Here is a 15,785-nt window from a genome sequence, read left to right as displayed (position 1 = left end):
GGTCATTTCTACGCCAGCCGGGCCGAGTCGATCGGTCTGACACCGTCGCCCACCGACTCGTACCAGGTGATCGTGTCGGGGAAGGTCAGCGTGGCCAGGGCGTTCTGGAACAGCGGGCCCTTGGTCACCCGCCAGCGGAACGGCGGCCGCGGGATGCCGGCCAGCCGCGCCAGCAGGCTGCCCACCAGCGTCGCCAGCCCGAACTGGGTGAGCACGTTGGCCCAGCGCAGCAGCCGGCTGAGCGGGTTGCGGATCGGCGAGCAGACGACCTGGTAGATCTGCCCGGCCGAGGCCTTGGCCAGGTAGGAGTAGTGGACGTCGCCGGACAGGATCACCGCCGGCTTGCCGAGCCGGACCAGCAGCCTGCCCAGGTCCTCGAACGAGCGGCGGAAGGCCGCCCAGTGCTCCAGGTCGACGGCCTGGCGGAGCTGCTCCGACCACCGCTGCACCGTACGGCCCCACTTGCCGTCGCACAGCGCCTCGTTCCAGTTCTGGACGCCGTGCACGCCCTCCGGCAGCAGGAACGGGATCGAGGAGCCGATGACCAGCCGCTCGGCGGGGGCGGCGGCCTGCTCCTGGAGCCAGGCCCACTCCTCGGGGTCGAGCATGCGCCGGTCGCCGGGGGTGAGCTGCCTGGCGCACCGGGTGTCGATCATGATGAGCCGGGTGTGCCCGAGGTCGCGGGTGTAGCTCCAGCGGTTGCTGCTCGGCTCGGCGTCGGCCTTGGCGGCGAAGGCGTCGAGGGCCGGGCCGCCGTCGCCGCCGCCCTCGGTGAGCTCGCGCACCAGCGCGTCGGCCGCGCGCTCGGCCGGGGTCAGGTTGCCGAGGTGCTGGTAGACGAAGTAGGCCCCGAGCCCGGCGACCACGCGGCGCGGCCACCAGCTCGTCAGGGCCATCTTCTCCCGCCAGGGCTGGGAGGTGTTCCAGTCGTCGCGCAGGTCGTGGTCGTCGAAGATCATGGCGGTGGGCACGGTGGACAGCAGCCAGCGGATCTCGGGGTCGGTCCATGCCTGGCGGTAGAGCTCGGCGTACTCCTCGTAGTCGGCGATCTCGCCCTGTGGCTCGGTGGTCCTGCGCGCGTGGATGTAGTCGAGCATCTGGGGCGAGGGGCTGTCGGCGTAGACCTGGTCGCCGAGGAGCAGCAGCAGGTCGGGCCACTCCTCCTCGTCGGCGCGCATGAGGCTCACGCCGTAGGCGCGCAGCACGTCGTCGCCGTGGGTGCGCACGTGGGCCGAGTCGTGCGGCACGCTCGTGCGGCACGACCCGAACGCCAGCCTGCGGGGCCCTTCGGCGGGCAGCAGCCGCACCCGGCTGGCCGGGCGACCCGCCAGGGGCCAGACCTGGTCCCCGTCGAGGCTGACGGAATAGGAGGCGATATCCTGGGACAGCTCAACGAGATCCACGATCGCGTAGTGGTGACCGTGCACGGTGAAGGTGGGCGACCGATAAGCCCCGCCTGCCGTCTCGACGGTGACCGTGCAGGGCTCGCTGGTCTCCACCCAGATCGAGGCACTGACCGAGTCGACGTGACGCAACATCGGCCCAACCACGAGTGCGGGCATCCAACCCTCCGGTTTTCGACGATTCGGCACACTCTCGCTCGACAGCCTGCCAGAGTGGCACGTTCCCGGCACGTTGATCAACGGCTTGGATATCCCTTCATAACCTAGGCAAGGTCAAACTGCCCGGCCTAGGATGATCGAGACAACACGCCCAAGAGGGAAGGCAACGGCGCCTTCTCCCACAAAATGGGCGCGCATACAGGAGGAAACTCGACCATGAGCATCATGGTGCCGTCAAAGACGCCGGCGCTGATCACACCTGGTCAACAGGCGCTCGACTCCGCTCTTCACCAACTCAACCAGGCCGCCGCCCACCTCGGGCTCGACGACGGCCTCCGCACGATGCTGGCCACGCCCCGCCGCTCGCTGACCGTCTCGGTCCCGGTGCGCCGCGAGGACGGACGCATGGACGTCGTCCAGGGCTACCGCGTCCAGCACAACGTCTCGCGCGGCCCCGCCAAGGGCGGCATCCGCTTTCATCCCAGCACCGACATCCACGAGGTCACCGCCCTGGCGATGTGGATGACGTGGAAGTGCGCACTGGTCGGCATCCCGTACGGCGGCGCCAAGGGCGGCGTGGCCGTGGACCCGGGCGCGCTGACCACCATCGAGCTCGAACGGCTCACCCGCCGCTACGTCAACGAGATCCTGCCGCTGATCGGCCCGGAGAAGGACATCCCGGCCCCCGACGTCGGCACCGACGAGCAGACCATGGCCTGGATCATGGACACCTACAGCGTCAACGCCGGCTACTCGGTGCCCGGCGTGGTCACCGGCAAGCCGATGACGCTCGGCGGCTCGCTCGGCCGCACCGGCTCGACCTCGCGCGGCGTGCAGATCGCGGCCCTGGCCGCGCTCGGACGCTCGCCTGAAGGCGTCACGGTCGCCGTGCAGGGCTTCGGCAAGGTGGGCGCGCTGGCCGCGCAGTACCTGTCCGACGAGGGCTGCAAGGTGGTGGCCGTCTCCGACGTCACCGGCGCGGTCCACGCGCCCGGCGGCCTCGACGTCGCCCGCGTGCGCGCCTGGGTGGCCGAGACCGGCGGCGTGGCCGGCTACCCGCACGCCGACGCGATGGCCCACGACGACCTGTTCGAGCTGGACGTGGACGTGCTCGTCCCGGCCGCGCTCGAAGGCGTGATCACCGAGGCGAACGCGCCCCGCGTGCGCGCCCGGCTGATCGTGGAGGGCGCCAACGGCCCCACCACGCCGGAGGCCGACGAGATCCTGGCCGCGAACGGCACCACCGTCGTGCCGGACATCCTCGCCAACGCGGGCGGGGTGATCGTGTCCTACCTGGAGTGGGTGCAGAACATGCAGGCCTTCTCCTGGAGCTCACGCGAGGTCGAGGTGAAGCTGCGCGACCTGATGGAGGGCGCCTTCGCCGAGGTCAAGTCGATGTCCGCCGAGCGCGGGCTGACGCTGCGGGAGGCGGCGCACGTGATCGGCGTGGGCCGGGTCGCCGAGGCCCACAGCATGCGGGGCCTCTACCCCTGACCTACTTTGGTCGCACGTGACCCGCCCAAGGTCGGATGCCGGGGCGGGTCCCGTTCTGCGACGGTCGGGGTCATGAGGGGTTTCATCGGGGTCATCGCCATCATCCAAGGGCTCGGCGGGTTCGCCGGGCGCGTCTGGTTCGACACGGAGTGGGGGTTCGTGGGGCGGTTCGTGGAGCTGCCGCTGGCGGCCTACCTGGGGCTCGCGGTCGTGGGCCTGGCGTTGCTGCTGTGGTCCGGCCACGACGGGAAGAACCGCCGGAGCTGATCGCGGGCTGGTCGGGCAGGATGGCCTCATGACCTATCCGGAACCACGCTATTCGGGCGACAAGGGCGAACTGTCCGCCACGTACCGCCCCTACGAGCACGCCCCCGAGCTGACCTACCCGAGCGGCAACACCGTCCACTACCTGGCCACCGGGGCCACCACCAACGGTCAGTTCGGGCTCTACCGCTGGGTGATGGGGCCCGAGCCGTCCGGCCCGAGCCCCCACTTCCACAAGTCGATCTCCGAGTCGTTCTACGTCCTCGACGGATCGGTGCGGATCTACGACGGCAGCCGCTGGATCGACACCCGCCCCGGCGACTGGGTGCACGTGCCCGAGGGCGGCGTGCACGCCTTCCGCAACGAGTCGGGCGAGCCCGCGACCATGCTGCTGCACTTCGCCCCCGGCGCCCCGCGCGAGGGCTACTTCGAGGGGCTGCTCGATTTGGCAGGCAAGAGCGAGGAGGAGAAGGCCGAGTTCTTCATCCGCCACGACACGTACTGGCTGGACTGACGGGGCCCGGCGCCTGCGCCGAGGCCCGGTCGAGGGCCGCCGCCAGGTCTTCCAGCTCGCGCATCAGCCGCTCGGTGCGCTCCTGGCCGAATGCGGCGGCGATGGCCCGGTGGTGCTCGGCCACCGCGCCGTCCACGCGGGCCAGCAGGTCGCGCCCCCGGTCGGCCAGGAACACCGCCACCCGCCGCCGGTCGCCCGCCGACGCGCCCCGGTGGACCAGCGCCCGGTCGATCAGCCGGTCGACCGCCTTGGTGAGCGTCGGGTGCGGCATGAGCACCGCCTCGGCCAGCTCCCCCATCGAGTGGCCGCGCCCGTCGGCCAGCGCGCGCAGGATGCGCCACTGCTCGACGGTGACGTCCTCGCCGGCCAGGGTCGCCGCCAGACCGCGCGTGACGTCGCGTTCGGCGCGGCTGAGCACGTACGCGAGTGAGGACCCCAGCCCGGATTTAGCCATGAGAGATCAGGTCCTTTCACCGGAGAGCTAGTTCGGAGGATACTCGTCGGCGTGGCGGCGATCGTCGATCCTTTCGAGGCCCGGCTCATCCCCTCGGACGCGGTCCGGATCGGCCTGGTCGTGCCCGTGTCGGGGGTGCTCGGGCTGGTGGGGCCGTGCGCGATCAACTGCGCGGTGCTGGCCGCCGAGGAGGTCGACGCCCGGGGCGGCGTGCTCGGCAGGCAGATCGAGCTGGTGCTGGTCGACGGCGGGCGGCCGGGGCGCGAGGTGGCGGCCGAGGTGGCCGGCCTGGTCGCGTCCGGCACGGTCGAGGCGGTGGTGGGCACGCACGCGAGCGACGTGCGGATCGACGTGGTCGCGGCCATCGGCGGGCGGGTCCCGTTCGTGTACGCGCCGCCGTACGAGGGCGGGGGGCACGCGCCGGGCGTCTACTTCCTCGGCGAGACCCCCGGCAGGCAGCTCGAACCGGGCATCGAATGGCTGGTCAGCGTCCACCGGGCACGCCGCTGGTACCTGCTGGGCAACGACTACGTCTGGCCGCGCCTGGTGCACGCGGGCGCCCGGCGCCGGTTGCGCGCGCGCGGCGCGACCGTCGTCGGCGAGGCGTTCGTCCGCTACGGCGAGGCGGCCTCCTGGCTCGGCCGGATCGCCGACGCCCGCCCCGACGCGATCCTGCTCACGCTGATCGGCAGCGACCTGGTCGCCTTCAACCGCGCCTACGCGGCCGCCGGCCTCGGCGCGGCCCGGCTGTGCGGGGCGCTGGAGGAGCACGGCCTGCTCGGCATCGGCGGCGACGGCACCGGCGAGCTCTACGCGTCGATGGGCTACTTCCGCGACCTGCCGACCGAGGCCAGCCTGCACTTCGCCGAGCGCTACGCCAAACGCTTCGGCCCGCACGCCCCCATGCTCAACGCCCACGGCCAGGGCTGCTACGAGGCCGTCGCGATGCTCGCCGCCCTGTCCGGACGGGCGGGCAGCCTGGCCGTGCCCGCCCTCGACGCGGTCGCCGACGGCACCACGATCGTCAGCGCGCGCGGCCCGCTCACGCTGCTGAACCGGCAGGTGCGGCGCACGGTGCACCTCGGCAGGGCGGACGGCCTGGATTTCTTGCTTGAGAAACCTTTTCACTAGAAAGCTTTGGCTCTAAGGTGCCAATCGCCCCCCAACCTCAACAAGGAGCCGCGCACTATGAGCACCGTTGAGCAGTTCGGCTACCGCCAAGAGCTCAAACGCTCTCTGGGCTTCGCCGACCTGATGATCTATGGCCTGATCTTCATGGTGCCGATCGCACCGTTCGGCATCTTCGGCGGCGTGTTCCAGTCGTCCGGCGGCATGGTCGCGCTGGCCTACATCATCGGCCTGGTCGCCATGGCGTTCACGGCGCTGTCGTACTCGCAGATGGCCCAGGCGTTCCCCATGGCCGGCTCCGTCTACACCTACGCCGGGCGCGGCATCTCGGCGCCGGTCGGGTTCATCGCCGGATGGGCGATCCTGCTCGACTACATCCTGGTGCCGTCGCTGCTCTACCTCATCGCCAGCCTGGCCATGAACTCGTTCGTGCCCGGCATCCCGGTGTGGGGCTGGCTGGTCATCTTCGTGCTGCTCAACACCGCGGTCAACTACATGGGCATCCAGATGACCGCGCGCATCACGCGGGTGATGCTGGTCGCCGAGCTGGCCGTGCTGGCGATCTTCCTGGTGGTCGGCGGCATCGCCCTGGCGCAGGGCAAGGCCCAGGCGGGCGCGTTCACCCCGATCTTCGAGTCCTCCGCGTTCAGCTGGACGCTGGTGTTCGGCGCGGCGGCCACGGCGGTGCTGTCCTTCCTCGGCTTCGACGGCATCTCCACGCTGGCCGAGGAGAACAAGGAGGACGGCAGGCGGCTCGGCCGTTCGATGGTGGCCGCGCTCGGACTGGCCGCGGTGCTGTTCGTGGCGCAGACATGGGTCGCGGCGCTGCTCATGCCGGACCGCGCGCAGCTGATCGCCGAGGGCGACCCCGCCGGCGACGCCTTCTACCGCATGGCGGAGTTCGCCGGCGGCCACTGGCTGAGCGTGCTGACCGCGGTCGCCACCGCGATCGCGTGGGGCTTCGCCAACTCGCTGGTCGCCCAGGCGGCCACCTCGCGGCTGCTGTTCGCGATGGCCCGCGACCGCATGCTCCCCTCGTTCCTGGCCAAGGTGCACCCCAAGCACCAGGTGCCGGTCAACGCCACGCTGGCGGTCGCCGTGTTGTCGCTGGGCATCGGCCTCTACATGAACAGCCGTGAGGACGGCATCGCGCTGCTCAGCCAGCTCGTGAACTTCGGCGCGATGACCGCCTTCCTGATCCTGCACGTGGCCGTCGTCGTCCACTACCGGTTCCGCAGGCGCAGCCGGAACGTGTGGGCCCATCTGATCGCGCCGGCGATAGGCTTCCTCGTCCTGGCCGCCGTGGTGTACAACACCAAGCTGGTGACCCAGACGGTCGGCCTGATCTGGCTGGCGGTCGGTCTCGTCGTCCTCGGCGTCAGCTATCTGATCGGCCGCAGGCCCGTTCTCCCTTCGGAGGTCAAGTGAACGTCGTCTCCTACCACCCCTCGCCGGAGGAGCTCAGCTACACCTTCGGCGGCCGTGCCGCCCTGGGCAGGGTGCGGCCCGGGACGGTGCTGGAGCTGTACACCGAGGACTGCTTCGGCGGCCGGGTGCGGACCGTGGCGGACCTGCCGTCGCAGGTCTGCGAGTTCCCGTACCTGAACCCGGTGACCGGTCCCTTCCACGTGGAGGGGGCCGAGCCGGGCGACACGCTGGCGCTGCACTTCGTCAAGATCACCCCGGCCCGCGACTGGGCGGTCTCCACCACGTTCCCGCACTTCGGCGCGCTGACCGGCACCCACACCACGGCGACGCTCCAGCCGCCGCTGGAGGAGCGGGTCTGGCGCTACGACATCGACGTGGACAAGGGCGTGGCCGTCTACCACGCGCGCAACAGCGACTTCAGCGTCGCGCTGCCGCTCGACCCGATGCACGGCACGGTGGGCGTGGCCCCGGGCGCGAACGAGGCCCGCATGACCATCACCCCCGACGCGCACGGCGGCAACATGGACACCCCCGAGCTGCGCGCCGGCGTCACCGTCTACCTGGGCGTCAACGTCGAGGGCGGGCTGTTCTCGATCGGCGACGGCCACGGCCTGCAGGGGCACGGCGAGGTCTGCGGCACGGCCGTCGAGGCGGCCATGAACACCGTGGTCGCGGTCGAGCTGATCAAGGGCGTGGCCACGCCGTGGCCCCGGCTGGAGGACGACCTGCACCTGATGTCCACCGGCTCGGCCAGGCCCCTGGAGGACGCCTACCGCATCAGCCAGCACGACCTGGTGACCTGGACGTCGGAGCTGACCGGGCTCGACACGCTGGACGCGTACCAGCTCGTCAGCCAGGCCGGCCAGGCGCCGGTCGGGAACGTGTGCGACACCAACTACACCATGGTCGCCAAGCTGCCCAAGACCTACCTGGGCGCCCCCTCGGTGTACGAGGACGCCCACGCCCGCCTGCGCGCTCTGGGCGCCCAGTACGACGCATGACAATCCCCCACTTAGGTAAACCTTGGTGTCGCAGGTCAGAGCATTGATCATCTTCCCCGTAGAGTGGGAAAGTGCTCAGGTTGGTACTGTCTCTGGTCCTGCTCGATCCGGCTGGCGTCACCGATGTCGCGCAGCGCAGCGTCCCCGTCCCCCAGGTGCTGACCCCGGACGGCGACCGCCTGGGCTACGCGCCGGTCCCGCGCCCCTACACGGGGGCGCGGCGGCTGACCGGGGTGCTGCTCGGCCATGATCCCGTCACCCGCACCGACGTGTGGTGCGGCGGCGCGATCATCGGCTCGCGCAGCCGCAGCCTGGTGCTGACGGCCGCGCACTGCCTCTACCACGACGGCCGGCCGCTCAAGCGGCTGGTGTTCATGCCCGGGTTCGACAGGGGCAACCCACGGCACGGCGTCTGGTCCGCGGTGCGCACGTGGGCGCCGGACCGCTGGCGGGCGAACCCCGACTCCCCCGACGTGCTGCCGTACGACGTCGGCCTGGTCGGGGTCGTCAAGGGCAGGCGCCCGCTGGAGGACGTGGTCGGCCAGGGCCTGCCGCCCCTGCGCACGAGCCGCGGCGCCGAACTGCGCGGGCTCGAACTGCTCGGCTACCCGGCGGGCAAACGCTACCCCGGTACGCAGATGTACCGGTGCCTGGGCGACGCGGTCGAGGGCTCGACGGTGGGCCCCGGGCTGATGGTCACCCGCAACTGCCATGCCGCCGCCGGAGGGAGCGGCGGCCCGGTGCTGTACGGCGACTCGGTGGCGGGCGTGGTCTCCTCCTCCAGCCCGCTGAGCGACACCGACGGCTACACGGTGCTCGCCCGGCTGGGCGGGACGACGTTCGACCGCATGTTCGCCAGGGCCGACGAGTCGATGCGGGTCAGGAAGCCTGGCTGACGGCCTCTTCGCAGATGGCATGGGTGATCAGGGCGTCGTCGGCGCTGATCACCCGGCCCTCGCGGACCGCGAGCAGGAACTCCTGGCAGATCTGCTCGATGCCGCGCTGCCGGGCGACCGGCACCCAGTCGGGCCGCCTGGTGAGCGTCTCGCCGCCCTCGTAGTCGAGGACGTCGCCGAGGTTGACCACGCGCCGCTTGATGCCGTCGCCCATGACCTCGCAGGTCTCCTCGGCGGCGCCGCTGACCCGGTTCATGACCCCGATCGCGGTGAACCCGGCGCCCGACAGCTCGAGGACGATGTGTTCGAGCAGGTCGCGGCGGACGCGGGTGCGGATCCTGGTCTCGGTGACCGGGCCGGGGGCGAGGAACCTGAGCGTGTCCACGACGTGGATGAAGTCCTCGAAGATGGCCCGCCGGGGCGCGTCGGGGTAGTTGTCGCGGTTCTTCTCCAGCAGCACGAGATGACGGGGAAGGGCCATGAGCCCTGCGTAGCCGGGGGCGTGGCGGCGGTTGAACCCGACCATCAGCGACCTGCCCTCGGACTCGGCCAGGCGCACCAGGCGCTCGGACTCGGCCAGGCTGTAGGCGATCGGCTTGTCGACGTAGACGTGGATCCCGGCGCTGAGCAGCGGCTCGACGATCTCCGGGTGCGCCTCGGTCGCGGCGTGCACGAACGCGGCGTCGACCCCCGCCTTGATCACCTCGTCGACGCTGGTGGACCGGTCGGCGACGCGGTAGGCGTCACCGAGCCGGTCGAGCCGCGCGGTGTTGCGGGTGCACAGGTGGAGGTCGAGGGACTGGGCGGCGAGCACGGGCAGGTACGCCTTCTCCGCGATGTCGCCCAGGCCGATCATGGCTATCTTCATCCGTCGAGCGTAGCCTTCAGCGCGGCCTCCACCGGCGTAGGCGCGACGCCGAAGACCTGCTGAAACGCCGAGGAGTCGAGCACGTAGGGCGCGGTGAACTGGTAGCGCACGTGCCGCAGCTCGCCGATCATGGGCGAGAACAGCCCGGCCGTCCGCAGCAGCGGCCACGGCAGCGTGGTCATCGCAGGCTCCGGCAGGTCCAGCAGGGCGGCCATCCGGGCGCCGACCTCGCGGAAGGTCATCGGGTCGTTCGTGGGCACGTGCCAAGGGCGGCCCCAGGCCCGCTCGTCGGCGCCGGCGGTGATCAGGGCGTCGGCCACGTCCGGCAGGTAGGTCCAGCTGTGCGGGACGTCGGCGGGGAAGACCAGCCGGATCGTCCGGCCGGCCCTGAGCGCGGGGATGAAGCGGGTGCCCAGGTGGGACTGGTCGGTGGCGCCGGGGCCGAAGAAGTCCGAGCCGCGCACCTCGGTCACCCTGACGCGTCCTTCGCGGTGGGCGGCCAGCGCGTCGTGCCAGATCTTCGCCCGCACCCGGGCCTTGGGGGTGGTGGAGGCCAGCGGCAGGTCCTCGGTCATCGGTCCGGAGACGGGCCCGTACGGGTAGAGGTTGCCCAGGATGGCGAGCACGGCCCCGCTCGACTCCGCGGCGGCCAGGAACGAGGCGGCCATCGGCGGCCAGTCGGTCAGCCAGCGGTGGTAGGCCGGGTTGACACAGTTGTAGAGGACGTCGGCCCCCTTGGCCAGCTCGGACAGCCGGGCCTGGTCGGCCACGTCGGCGGCCACCCTGACCGTGCCCTCCGGCCCGCGGCCCGAGCGGGTCACGACGACGACCTCGTGCCCCTGCGCGGCGAGCTTGGCGGCCAGGTGCGTGCCGACCTGGCCGGACCCCACGACGACGTGCTTACCCATGATCAGACCTGCTTCCAGATGACGCGCAGCAGCGCGTTGACGACGAAGACGGCGGCGAAGACGATCGCCGGGGTGACCCGGCCGGCGGCGTAGAGGGCGAGCGCGCCGCCGCCGAACCAGACGATCTCCAGCACGACGCGGGCCAGGCCGGTGAGCGGGATCGTGGCGTTCGCGCCGCCACCCGCGCCGAACAGCGCCCACACGGCGATGAACAGCGCCGGGCCGCCCAGCCCCGCCAGGAGCTTGATCACCCAGTTCGGGCTGAGCGTGAAGCCCCAGTAGGCCACCGCGCCCAGCACGCCGAGCTCCAGGAAGAACATCAGGGCGGCGTTGGCGTTCTTGGCGAGGGCGAGCATGGGGATCTCCTGAGGGGGTGCGCTGTTCGCTTACGAGAGCAATGCTCTCCCAAAAGAGCGGCATTCGTCAAGAGCGGTGCTCTCGTTTTTTGCCAGTGCTCTGATAGCCTGCTGTCCATGACAGCCAGCCGAACCGCGCGAGAGCGCGTGAGAGCCGAGCTCACCAGGGAGATCACCGACATCGCCCGCCGCCAACTGGCCACCGACGGCGCGGGCGGCCTGTCGCTGCGGGCCGTGGCGCGGGAGATGGGCATGGTCTCCTCGGCCATCTACCGCTACTTCCCGAGCCGCGACGACCTGCTGACCGCGCTGATCATCGACGGCTACAACGCGCTGGGCGAGGCCGTCGAGCAGGCCGAGGCCGCCTGCCCGCGCACGGCCCACCTCGACCGCTGGCTGGCCGCCGGCCACGCCGTACGCGACTGGGCGGTGACCCACCCCCACGAGTACGCGCTGCTCTACGGCTCGCCCGTGCCCGGTTACCAGGCGCCGCAGGACACCGTCGCGGCCCGGCTGCGCGACGTCACCGTGCTCGGCGCGCTCGTCGCCGACGCCTGGGACGCGGGCGAGCTGCACCCGCCGGCCGCTCCCGAGCCGCCCGCCGAGGTGGCCGCGGACGCCGAGAACATCCGCGCCCTGATGCCCGGCGTGCCCGACGACGTGGTGTGGCGGGCCATGGCGTCCTGGTCGACGCTCTACGGCTGGGTCAGCTTCGAGGTGTTCGGCCAGTTCAACAACACGATCGACAGCCGGCGGGCGGCCTTCGACCACGCGCTGCGGCTGGCCGCCGCGGCGCTCGGCCTCGCCGCGTGATCGGAACGTCCCGGCAAGGCGAAAGGGGCAGGAGTGTCCGGCACTCCTGCCCCTTTCCGCGAGGACGTCAGCGCGCGGCGCGGTTGACCGCCGAGATGATGGCCTTGAGCGAGGCCGTGGTGGTGTTGGCGTCGACGCCCACACCCCACAGCACCTGCCCGTCGACCTCGCACTCCAGGTAGGAGGCGGCCTTGGCGTCGCTGCCCGCGCTCATCGCGTGCTCGACGTAGTCGAGGACCCGCACCTTGATGCCGACGCCGGCGATGGCGTCGATGAAGGCCGAGATCGGGCCGTTGCCCACGCCCGCGATCTCCCGGATCTCACCGTCGAGGCGCACGTCGGCGCCGATGCGGTCTTTGTCGTCGACGGTCGACTCGTGGCGGTGGGCCATGAGGCTCAGCCGGCCCCAGCGGTTGGCGGGGTTGGGCAGGTATTCGTCGCGGAAGATCTCGTACATGGCGGTGGGGCTGATCTCGCCGCCGCCTTCGTCGGTGCGGGCCTGCACGACCTTGGAGAACTCGATCTGCAGCCGGCGCGGCAGGTCGAGCTGGTGGTCGGCCTTCATGATGTAGGCCACGCCGCCCTTGCCCGACTGGCTGTTGACCCGGATGACGGCCTCGTAGGTGCGGCCGATGTCCTTGGGGTCGATCGGCAGGTAGGGCACCGCCCAGGTGAACTCGGCCACCGGCGTGCCGGCCGCCGCGGCGTCGCGCTCCAGGTGCTCGAAGCCCTTCTTGATGGCATCTTGGTGCGAGCCGGAGAAGGCGGTGTAGACCAGCTCGCCGCCCCACGGGTGGCGCGGGTGCACCGGCAGCTGGTTGCAGTACTCGGTGACGCGGCGGATCTCGTCGATGTCACTGAAGTCGATCTCGGGGTCGACGCCCTGCGAGAACAGGTTCATGCCCAGGGTGACCAGGCACACGTTGCCGGTGCGCTCGCCGTTGCCGAACAGGCAGCCCTCGATGCGGTCGGCGCCGGCCATGTAGCCCAGCTCGGCGGCGGCCACGGCGCTGCCCCGGTCGTTGTGCGGGTGCAGCGACAGCACGATCGAGTCGCGGTGGCGCAGGTTGCGGTGCATCCACTCGATCTGGTCGGCGTAGACGTTGGGCGTGGCCATCTCGACCGTGGCGGGCAGGTTGATGATGACCTTGCGGTCGGGGGTGGGCTGCCACACCTCGTTGACGGCGTCGCACACCTCGACGGCGTACTCCAGCTCGGTGCCGGTGAACGACTCGGGCGAGTACTGGAAGAAGACGTCGACGTCGGTGGCCTCGGCCAGCTTCCTGACCAGCTTGGCGCCCTCGACGGCGATGGCGGTGATGCCCTCCTTGTCCTGGCCGAACACGACGCGGCGCTGGAGGGTGGAGGTCGAGTTGTACAGGTGGACGATGGCCTGCTTGGCGCCCTCGATCGCCTCGAAGGTGCGCTCGATCAGCTCGGGCCTGGCCTGGGTCAGCACCTGGATGACGACGTCGTCGGGGATGCGGCCCTCGTCGATGATCTGCCGGACGAAGTCGAAGTCGGTCTGGGAGGCGGCCGGGAAGCCCACCTCGATCTCCTTGTAGCCCATGCGTACCAGCAGCTCGAACATCTGGAGCTTGCGGTGGGAGTCCATCGGGTCGATCAGGGCCTGGTTGCCGTCGCGCAGGTCGACCGCGCACCACCGGGGCGCCTTGTCGATGACCTGGTCGGGCCAGGTGCGATCGGTCAGCCTGATCGGTTCGAACGGCTGATAACGATGGGCCGGCATGGGACTGGGCTGCTGGGCGTTCATGTCTGCTGCTCCTCGTCGGTCGAGTCGAAAGCGGCCGACGCGCATGACTGGCTCCGCGACGAGGGAGCCGGCCTTACAGGCCCTCGCCGCGGCAGCTAAGAAGCAGCCCGCGCAGCATGCCAAGCACGCTACCAGACGTCTCGGGATTCGCTGCCCTTGATCTCATATCATGAGAGCCGATCGGTCCACCGATGGTGAAACACCTGGTCAGGGCCGTGAAATTCCGGCTGCGGCCATCGCTAGTCCGGGATGAGCACGCTCAGGCAGGTGACGCAACCCTCCAGCCGCTCGAACTCCGAGATGTCCACCCTCGTCACGACGAGCCCGCGCTTCTCCAGCATCGCCGCGGTCCTCGGGGCCGAGGCGGCCAGCAGCACCCGGTCACCGCCCAGCGGCACCACGTGCGCGCCCGGCTCCTCCGGCGGTTCCAGCAGGCCCGGCAGCTCGACGCGACCGGGATCGCCGATGAGCGTCCCGTCGGGCAGGGCGGTCACCGCCGACTTCAGGTGCAGCACGCCGCGCAGGTCCACGGGCACGACCTGCCGCTCGGGCAGCAGGGCGGCGAGCTGGGTGACGCCCTCGTCGTCGGTGCGGGCCGACCTGCCGACGTACACGGTGGGGCCGACCTGGAGCACGTCGCCGCCGTCCAGGGTGCCGGGGCGGGCGATCCTGACCGCCTTCAGGCCGAGCTCCCGTACGGCCCGCTCCACGGACTCCACCTCCGGACGCCGCTCCGGCGCGCCCGGCCGGGTGAGCACGGCCAGCCGCCCCGACACCACCACGGCGTCCTCCACGAAGGGCGCGTCGGGCAGGTGGTCGGCGTCCTCGGCGTAGACCGGCCGCCAACCGGCCGCGGCCAGCGCCGCGACGTAGGCGTCATGCTGGTGACGTGCACGTTCGTGATCCACGGGCGCACGCTCGATGTGCGTGACGATGCCCTCGGCGATCCGGGGTCCGGGCTTCCTTACCAGCGCGATACCAGACATAGGGCGTGTTCTATCACGCAGTCGTTAGAGTCTTGGGCATGCGGGACGACGAGATTCTCACCAGGATCAGCGCTCTGGTCGCCGAGGAGCACGAGCTGCGCGGCAGGCTGTCGGCGGGCGAGGTCACCTCCGACGAGGAGCACGCGCGGGTCAAGCAGCTGGAGGTGGCGCTCGACCAGTGCTGGGACCTGCTCCGCCAGCGCCGGGCCAGGCGCGGCGCGGGCGAGGACCCCGACGGCGCGGCCGTCCGCCCGGCCGGCGAGGTGGAGAACTACCGGCAGTAGCACCCCACCGGCGGTAAAACGGCTGGCAGGGGGCGCCGCCGATGCGATTGGCTGGACGGATGCACATCCAGCCAATCGACTTCGACCGGCCGGGCGAGCTGATGACGGGCCTGCACGACGCCTACCTGGCCGCCCACGCGCACGAGCCCGGCCCCAAGTTGTCACTCGCCCGCCTGTCCGTCATCGCCCGCCTGGGCGGCCCCGGCGACCAGGTCGAGACCTGGGTGACGACCGACGGCGGCAAGGTCGCCGGCGGCTACTCCCTGGCGCTGCACCAGTACGACAACCGGCACATGGGCTGGCTCTTCCCGCTCGTGGTCCGGCCCGAGCTGCGCGGCCGCGGCCTCGGCGGCGAGCTGTTCGAGCACGCCCTCGGCCGGATGCGCGCCCACGGCCGCACCCTGCTGCTCACCGAGACCCCCACCACCGGCGTCGGCGCCCGCTTCGCCCGTGCCCACGGCATGACGGTCGCCCTCCAGGAGGCCCGCCGCACGCTCGACCTGCGCACGGCCGACTGGGCCGCGCTGCGCGGCATGCTGCCCGAGGTGCCCGGCTACACCATCGAGCGGTTCGCCGGCCCGGCCGGTCCTGAGCTGCTGGCCGACCTCGCCACGCTGATGGGCGGCATGAACGACGCCCCGCGCGACGCCGACGTCGAGGACATGACCTTCAGCCTCGACCGCCTGCGCCTGCGCGAGGAGCGCGTCAAGCTCGGCGGCGAGACCTGTTACACGATGATCGCCAGGCGCGACTCCGACGGCTCGCCCGCCGGCTACACCCGGATCTACCTCACCGCCGACCGCTCCGACGGCTGGGGCCACCAGGCCGACACCACCGTCCTGCGCGAGCACCGCGGCCATCGCCTGGGCCTGCTGCTCAAGCTCTCCAACCTGCTGTGGCTGCGCGAGCGCGAGCCGCACCTGGAGCGGATCATCACCTGGAACGCCACGTCCAACGCCCACATGCTGGCCATCAACGAGGCCATGGGGTTCGAGCTGCTCGACGAATGGGACGAGTGGCGGCTGACGGTCTGACCTTTCCCCGGCTAACCTGAC

Annotated in this window: 17 protein-coding genes; 10 read left to right on the top strand and 7 right to left on the bottom strand. The window is 71.2% G+C overall.

All coding sequences use genetic code 11. From position 1 onward, the window contains the following. Positions 1–8 precede the first annotated feature (8 nt). Positions 9–1,538, bottom strand: coding sequence for an alkaline phosphatase D family protein (locus tag ABZ459_RS34430; RefSeq protein ID WP_357979351.1), 1,530 nt, complete (start codon positions 1,536–1,538; stop codon positions 9–11). A gap of 240 nt (positions 1,539–1,778) precedes the next feature. Between ABZ459_RS34430 and ABZ459_RS34425 the strand changes: the two genes are divergently transcribed. The 3 genes from ABZ459_RS34425 (at position 1,779) to ABZ459_RS34415 (ending at position 3,834) form a co-directional block, all read left to right on the top strand. Next, the gene (locus tag ABZ459_RS34425) at positions 1,779–3,056 is read left to right on the top strand and encodes a Glu/Leu/Phe/Val dehydrogenase (RefSeq protein WP_357979349.1); all 1,278 of its coding nucleotides are present in this window, start codon (positions 1,779–1,781) and stop codon (positions 3,054–3,056) included. A gap of 72 nt (positions 3,057–3,128) precedes the next feature. Further along, positions 3,129–3,323 carry a hypothetical protein gene (locus ABZ459_RS34420; RefSeq protein WP_357979347.1) on the top strand — a complete coding sequence of 65 codons (195 nt, stop codon included), beginning with the start codon at positions 3,129–3,131 and terminating at the stop codon, positions 3,321–3,323. 28 nt (positions 3,324–3,351) lie between these two features. Beyond that, positions 3,352–3,834, top strand: coding sequence for a cupin domain-containing protein (locus tag ABZ459_RS34415; RefSeq protein ID WP_357979345.1), 483 nt, complete (start codon positions 3,352–3,354; stop codon positions 3,832–3,834). Here ABZ459_RS34415 and ABZ459_RS34410 read toward each other — a convergent pair. Then, positions 3,803–4,288: a MarR family transcriptional regulator gene (locus tag ABZ459_RS34410; protein WP_357979343.1), complete on the bottom strand. Its 486-nt coding sequence runs from the start codon at positions 4,286–4,288 to the stop codon at positions 3,803–3,805. The two genes, ABZ459_RS34415 and ABZ459_RS34410, sit on opposite strands and share 32 nt — an antisense overlap. A 51-nt stretch (positions 4,289–4,339) precedes the next feature. On the opposite strand from ABZ459_RS34410, the gene ABZ459_RS34405 reads away from it, so the two are divergent. The 4 genes from ABZ459_RS34405 (at position 4,340) to ABZ459_RS34390 (ending at position 8,741) form a co-directional block, all read left to right on the top strand. Continuing rightward, the gene (locus tag ABZ459_RS34405) at positions 4,340–5,419 is read left to right on the top strand and encodes a substrate-binding domain-containing protein (protein ID WP_357979341.1); all 1,080 of its coding nucleotides are present in this window, start codon (positions 4,340–4,342) and stop codon (positions 5,417–5,419) included. Positions 5,420–5,476: 57 nt separating this feature from the next. Beyond that, positions 5,477–6,844, top strand: a complete 1,368-nt coding sequence (locus tag ABZ459_RS34400) for an APC family permease (protein ID WP_357979339.1) — start codon at positions 5,477–5,479, stop codon at positions 6,842–6,844. Then, entirely contained in the window at positions 6,841–7,845 is a 1,005-nt protein-coding gene (locus tag ABZ459_RS34395; protein ID WP_357979337.1) for an acetamidase/formamidase family protein, read from the top strand. Before ABZ459_RS34400 ends, ABZ459_RS34395 begins: the two co-directional genes overlap by 4 nt. A 71-nt stretch (positions 7,846–7,916) precedes the next feature. After that, complete coding sequence (locus tag ABZ459_RS34390) at positions 7,917–8,741, top strand: hypothetical protein (RefSeq protein ID WP_357979335.1); 825 nt, start codon at positions 7,917–7,919, stop codon at positions 8,739–8,741. Here the strand turns inward: ABZ459_RS34390 and ABZ459_RS34385 are convergent. From ABZ459_RS34385 to ABZ459_RS34375, 3 genes are read right to left on the bottom strand one after another with little or no spacing between them, the layout of a single operon-like run. Next, positions 8,725–9,609, bottom strand: coding sequence for a Gfo/Idh/MocA family oxidoreductase (locus ABZ459_RS34385; protein ID WP_357979333.1), 885 nt, complete (start codon positions 9,607–9,609; stop codon positions 8,725–8,727). The two genes, ABZ459_RS34390 and ABZ459_RS34385, sit on opposite strands and share 17 nt — an antisense overlap. After that, positions 9,606–10,517 (bottom strand): NAD-dependent epimerase/dehydratase family protein, encoded by a 912-nt coding sequence (locus tag ABZ459_RS34380; RefSeq protein WP_357979331.1) that lies wholly within the window; start codon positions 10,515–10,517, stop codon positions 9,606–9,608. The genes ABZ459_RS34385 and ABZ459_RS34380 overlap by 4 nt, the downstream gene beginning before the upstream one ends. Before the next feature lie 2 nt (positions 10,518–10,519). Then, positions 10,520–10,873, bottom strand: a complete 354-nt coding sequence (locus ABZ459_RS34375) for a YrdB family protein (RefSeq protein WP_357979329.1) — start codon at positions 10,871–10,873, stop codon at positions 10,520–10,522. 117 nt (positions 10,874–10,990) lie between these two features. On the opposite strand from ABZ459_RS34375, the gene ABZ459_RS34370 reads away from it, so the two are divergent. Continuing rightward, positions 10,991–11,686 (top strand): TetR/AcrR family transcriptional regulator, encoded by a 696-nt coding sequence (locus ABZ459_RS34370; protein WP_357979327.1) that lies wholly within the window; start codon positions 10,991–10,993, stop codon positions 11,684–11,686. 67 nt (positions 11,687–11,753) lie between these two features. Here ABZ459_RS34370 and leuA read toward each other — a convergent pair whose 3' ends face one another. Continuing rightward, positions 11,754–13,460, bottom strand: coding sequence for a 2-isopropylmalate synthase (gene leuA, locus ABZ459_RS34365; protein ID WP_357979325.1), 1,707 nt, complete (start codon positions 13,458–13,460; stop codon positions 11,754–11,756). Positions 13,461–13,699: 239 nt separating this feature from the next. Then, complete coding sequence (ddaH, locus tag ABZ459_RS34360; protein WP_357979323.1) at positions 13,700–14,446, bottom strand: dimethylargininase; 747 nt, start codon at positions 14,444–14,446, stop codon at positions 13,700–13,702. Positions 14,447–14,484: 38 nt separating this feature from the next. Between ddaH and ABZ459_RS34355 the strand changes: the two genes are divergently transcribed. Together ABZ459_RS34355 and ABZ459_RS34350 are read left to right on the top strand one after the other, a co-directional pair. Further along, on the top strand, positions 14,485–14,730 hold the full coding sequence (locus ABZ459_RS34355) for a DUF2630 family protein (RefSeq protein WP_352327988.1): 246 nt from the start codon (positions 14,485–14,487) through the stop codon (positions 14,728–14,730). A gap of 59 nt (positions 14,731–14,789) precedes the next feature. Beyond that, positions 14,790–15,764, top strand: coding sequence for a GNAT family N-acetyltransferase (locus tag ABZ459_RS34350; RefSeq protein ID WP_357979321.1), 975 nt, complete (start codon positions 14,790–14,792; stop codon positions 15,762–15,764). Positions 15,765–15,785 lie beyond the last annotated feature (21 nt).

This window comes from Nonomuraea sp. NPDC005692, from assembly GCF_040631115.1.
Classification (GTDB): domain Bacteria; phylum Actinomycetota; class Actinomycetes; order Streptosporangiales; family Streptosporangiaceae; genus Nonomuraea.
This window is presented reverse-complemented; position numbering and strand designations above follow the sequence as displayed.

Excerpts from the sequence above, each read along its gene's own strand:
- ABZ459_RS34380 (WP_357979331.1), bottom strand. The coding sequence starts at position 10,517 with ATGGGTAAGCACGTCGTCGTGGGGTCCGGCCAGGTCGGCACGCACCTG.
- ABZ459_RS34415 (WP_357979345.1), top strand. The coding sequence starts at position 3,352 with ATGACCTATCCGGAACCACGCTATTCGGGCGACAAGGGCGAACTGTCC.
- ABZ459_RS34400 (WP_357979339.1), top strand. The coding sequence starts at position 5,477 with ATGAGCACCGTTGAGCAGTTCGGCTACCGCCAAGAGCTCAAACGCTCT.
- ABZ459_RS34420 (WP_357979347.1), top strand. The coding sequence starts at position 3,129 with ATGAGGGGTTTCATCGGGGTCATCGCCATCATCCAAGGGCTCGGCGGG.
- ddaH (WP_357979323.1), bottom strand. The coding sequence starts at position 14,446 with ATGTCTGGTATCGCGCTGGTAAGGAAGCCCGGACCCCGGATCGCCGAG.
- leuA (WP_357979325.1), bottom strand. The coding sequence starts at position 13,460 with ATGAACGCCCAGCAGCCCAGTCCCATGCCGGCCCATCGTTATCAGCCG.
- ABZ459_RS34350 (WP_357979321.1), top strand. The coding sequence starts at position 14,790 with ATGCACATCCAGCCAATCGACTTCGACCGGCCGGGCGAGCTGATGACG.
- ABZ459_RS34375 (WP_357979329.1), bottom strand. The coding sequence starts at position 10,873 with ATGCTCGCCCTCGCCAAGAACGCCAACGCCGCCCTGATGTTCTTCCTG.
- ABZ459_RS34425 (WP_357979349.1), top strand. The coding sequence starts at position 1,779 with ATGAGCATCATGGTGCCGTCAAAGACGCCGGCGCTGATCACACCTGGT.
- ABZ459_RS34355 (WP_352327988.1), top strand. The coding sequence starts at position 14,485 with ATGCGGGACGACGAGATTCTCACCAGGATCAGCGCTCTGGTCGCCGAG.
- ABZ459_RS34410 (WP_357979343.1), bottom strand. The coding sequence starts at position 4,288 with ATGGCTAAATCCGGGCTGGGGTCCTCACTCGCGTACGTGCTCAGCCGC.
- ABZ459_RS34370 (WP_357979327.1), top strand. The coding sequence starts at position 10,991 with ATGACAGCCAGCCGAACCGCGCGAGAGCGCGTGAGAGCCGAGCTCACC.
- ABZ459_RS34385 (WP_357979333.1), bottom strand. The coding sequence starts at position 9,609 with ATGAAGATAGCCATGATCGGCCTGGGCGACATCGCGGAGAAGGCGTAC.
- ABZ459_RS34430 (WP_357979351.1), bottom strand. The coding sequence starts at position 1,538 with ATGTTGCGTCACGTCGACTCGGTCAGTGCCTCGATCTGGGTGGAGACC.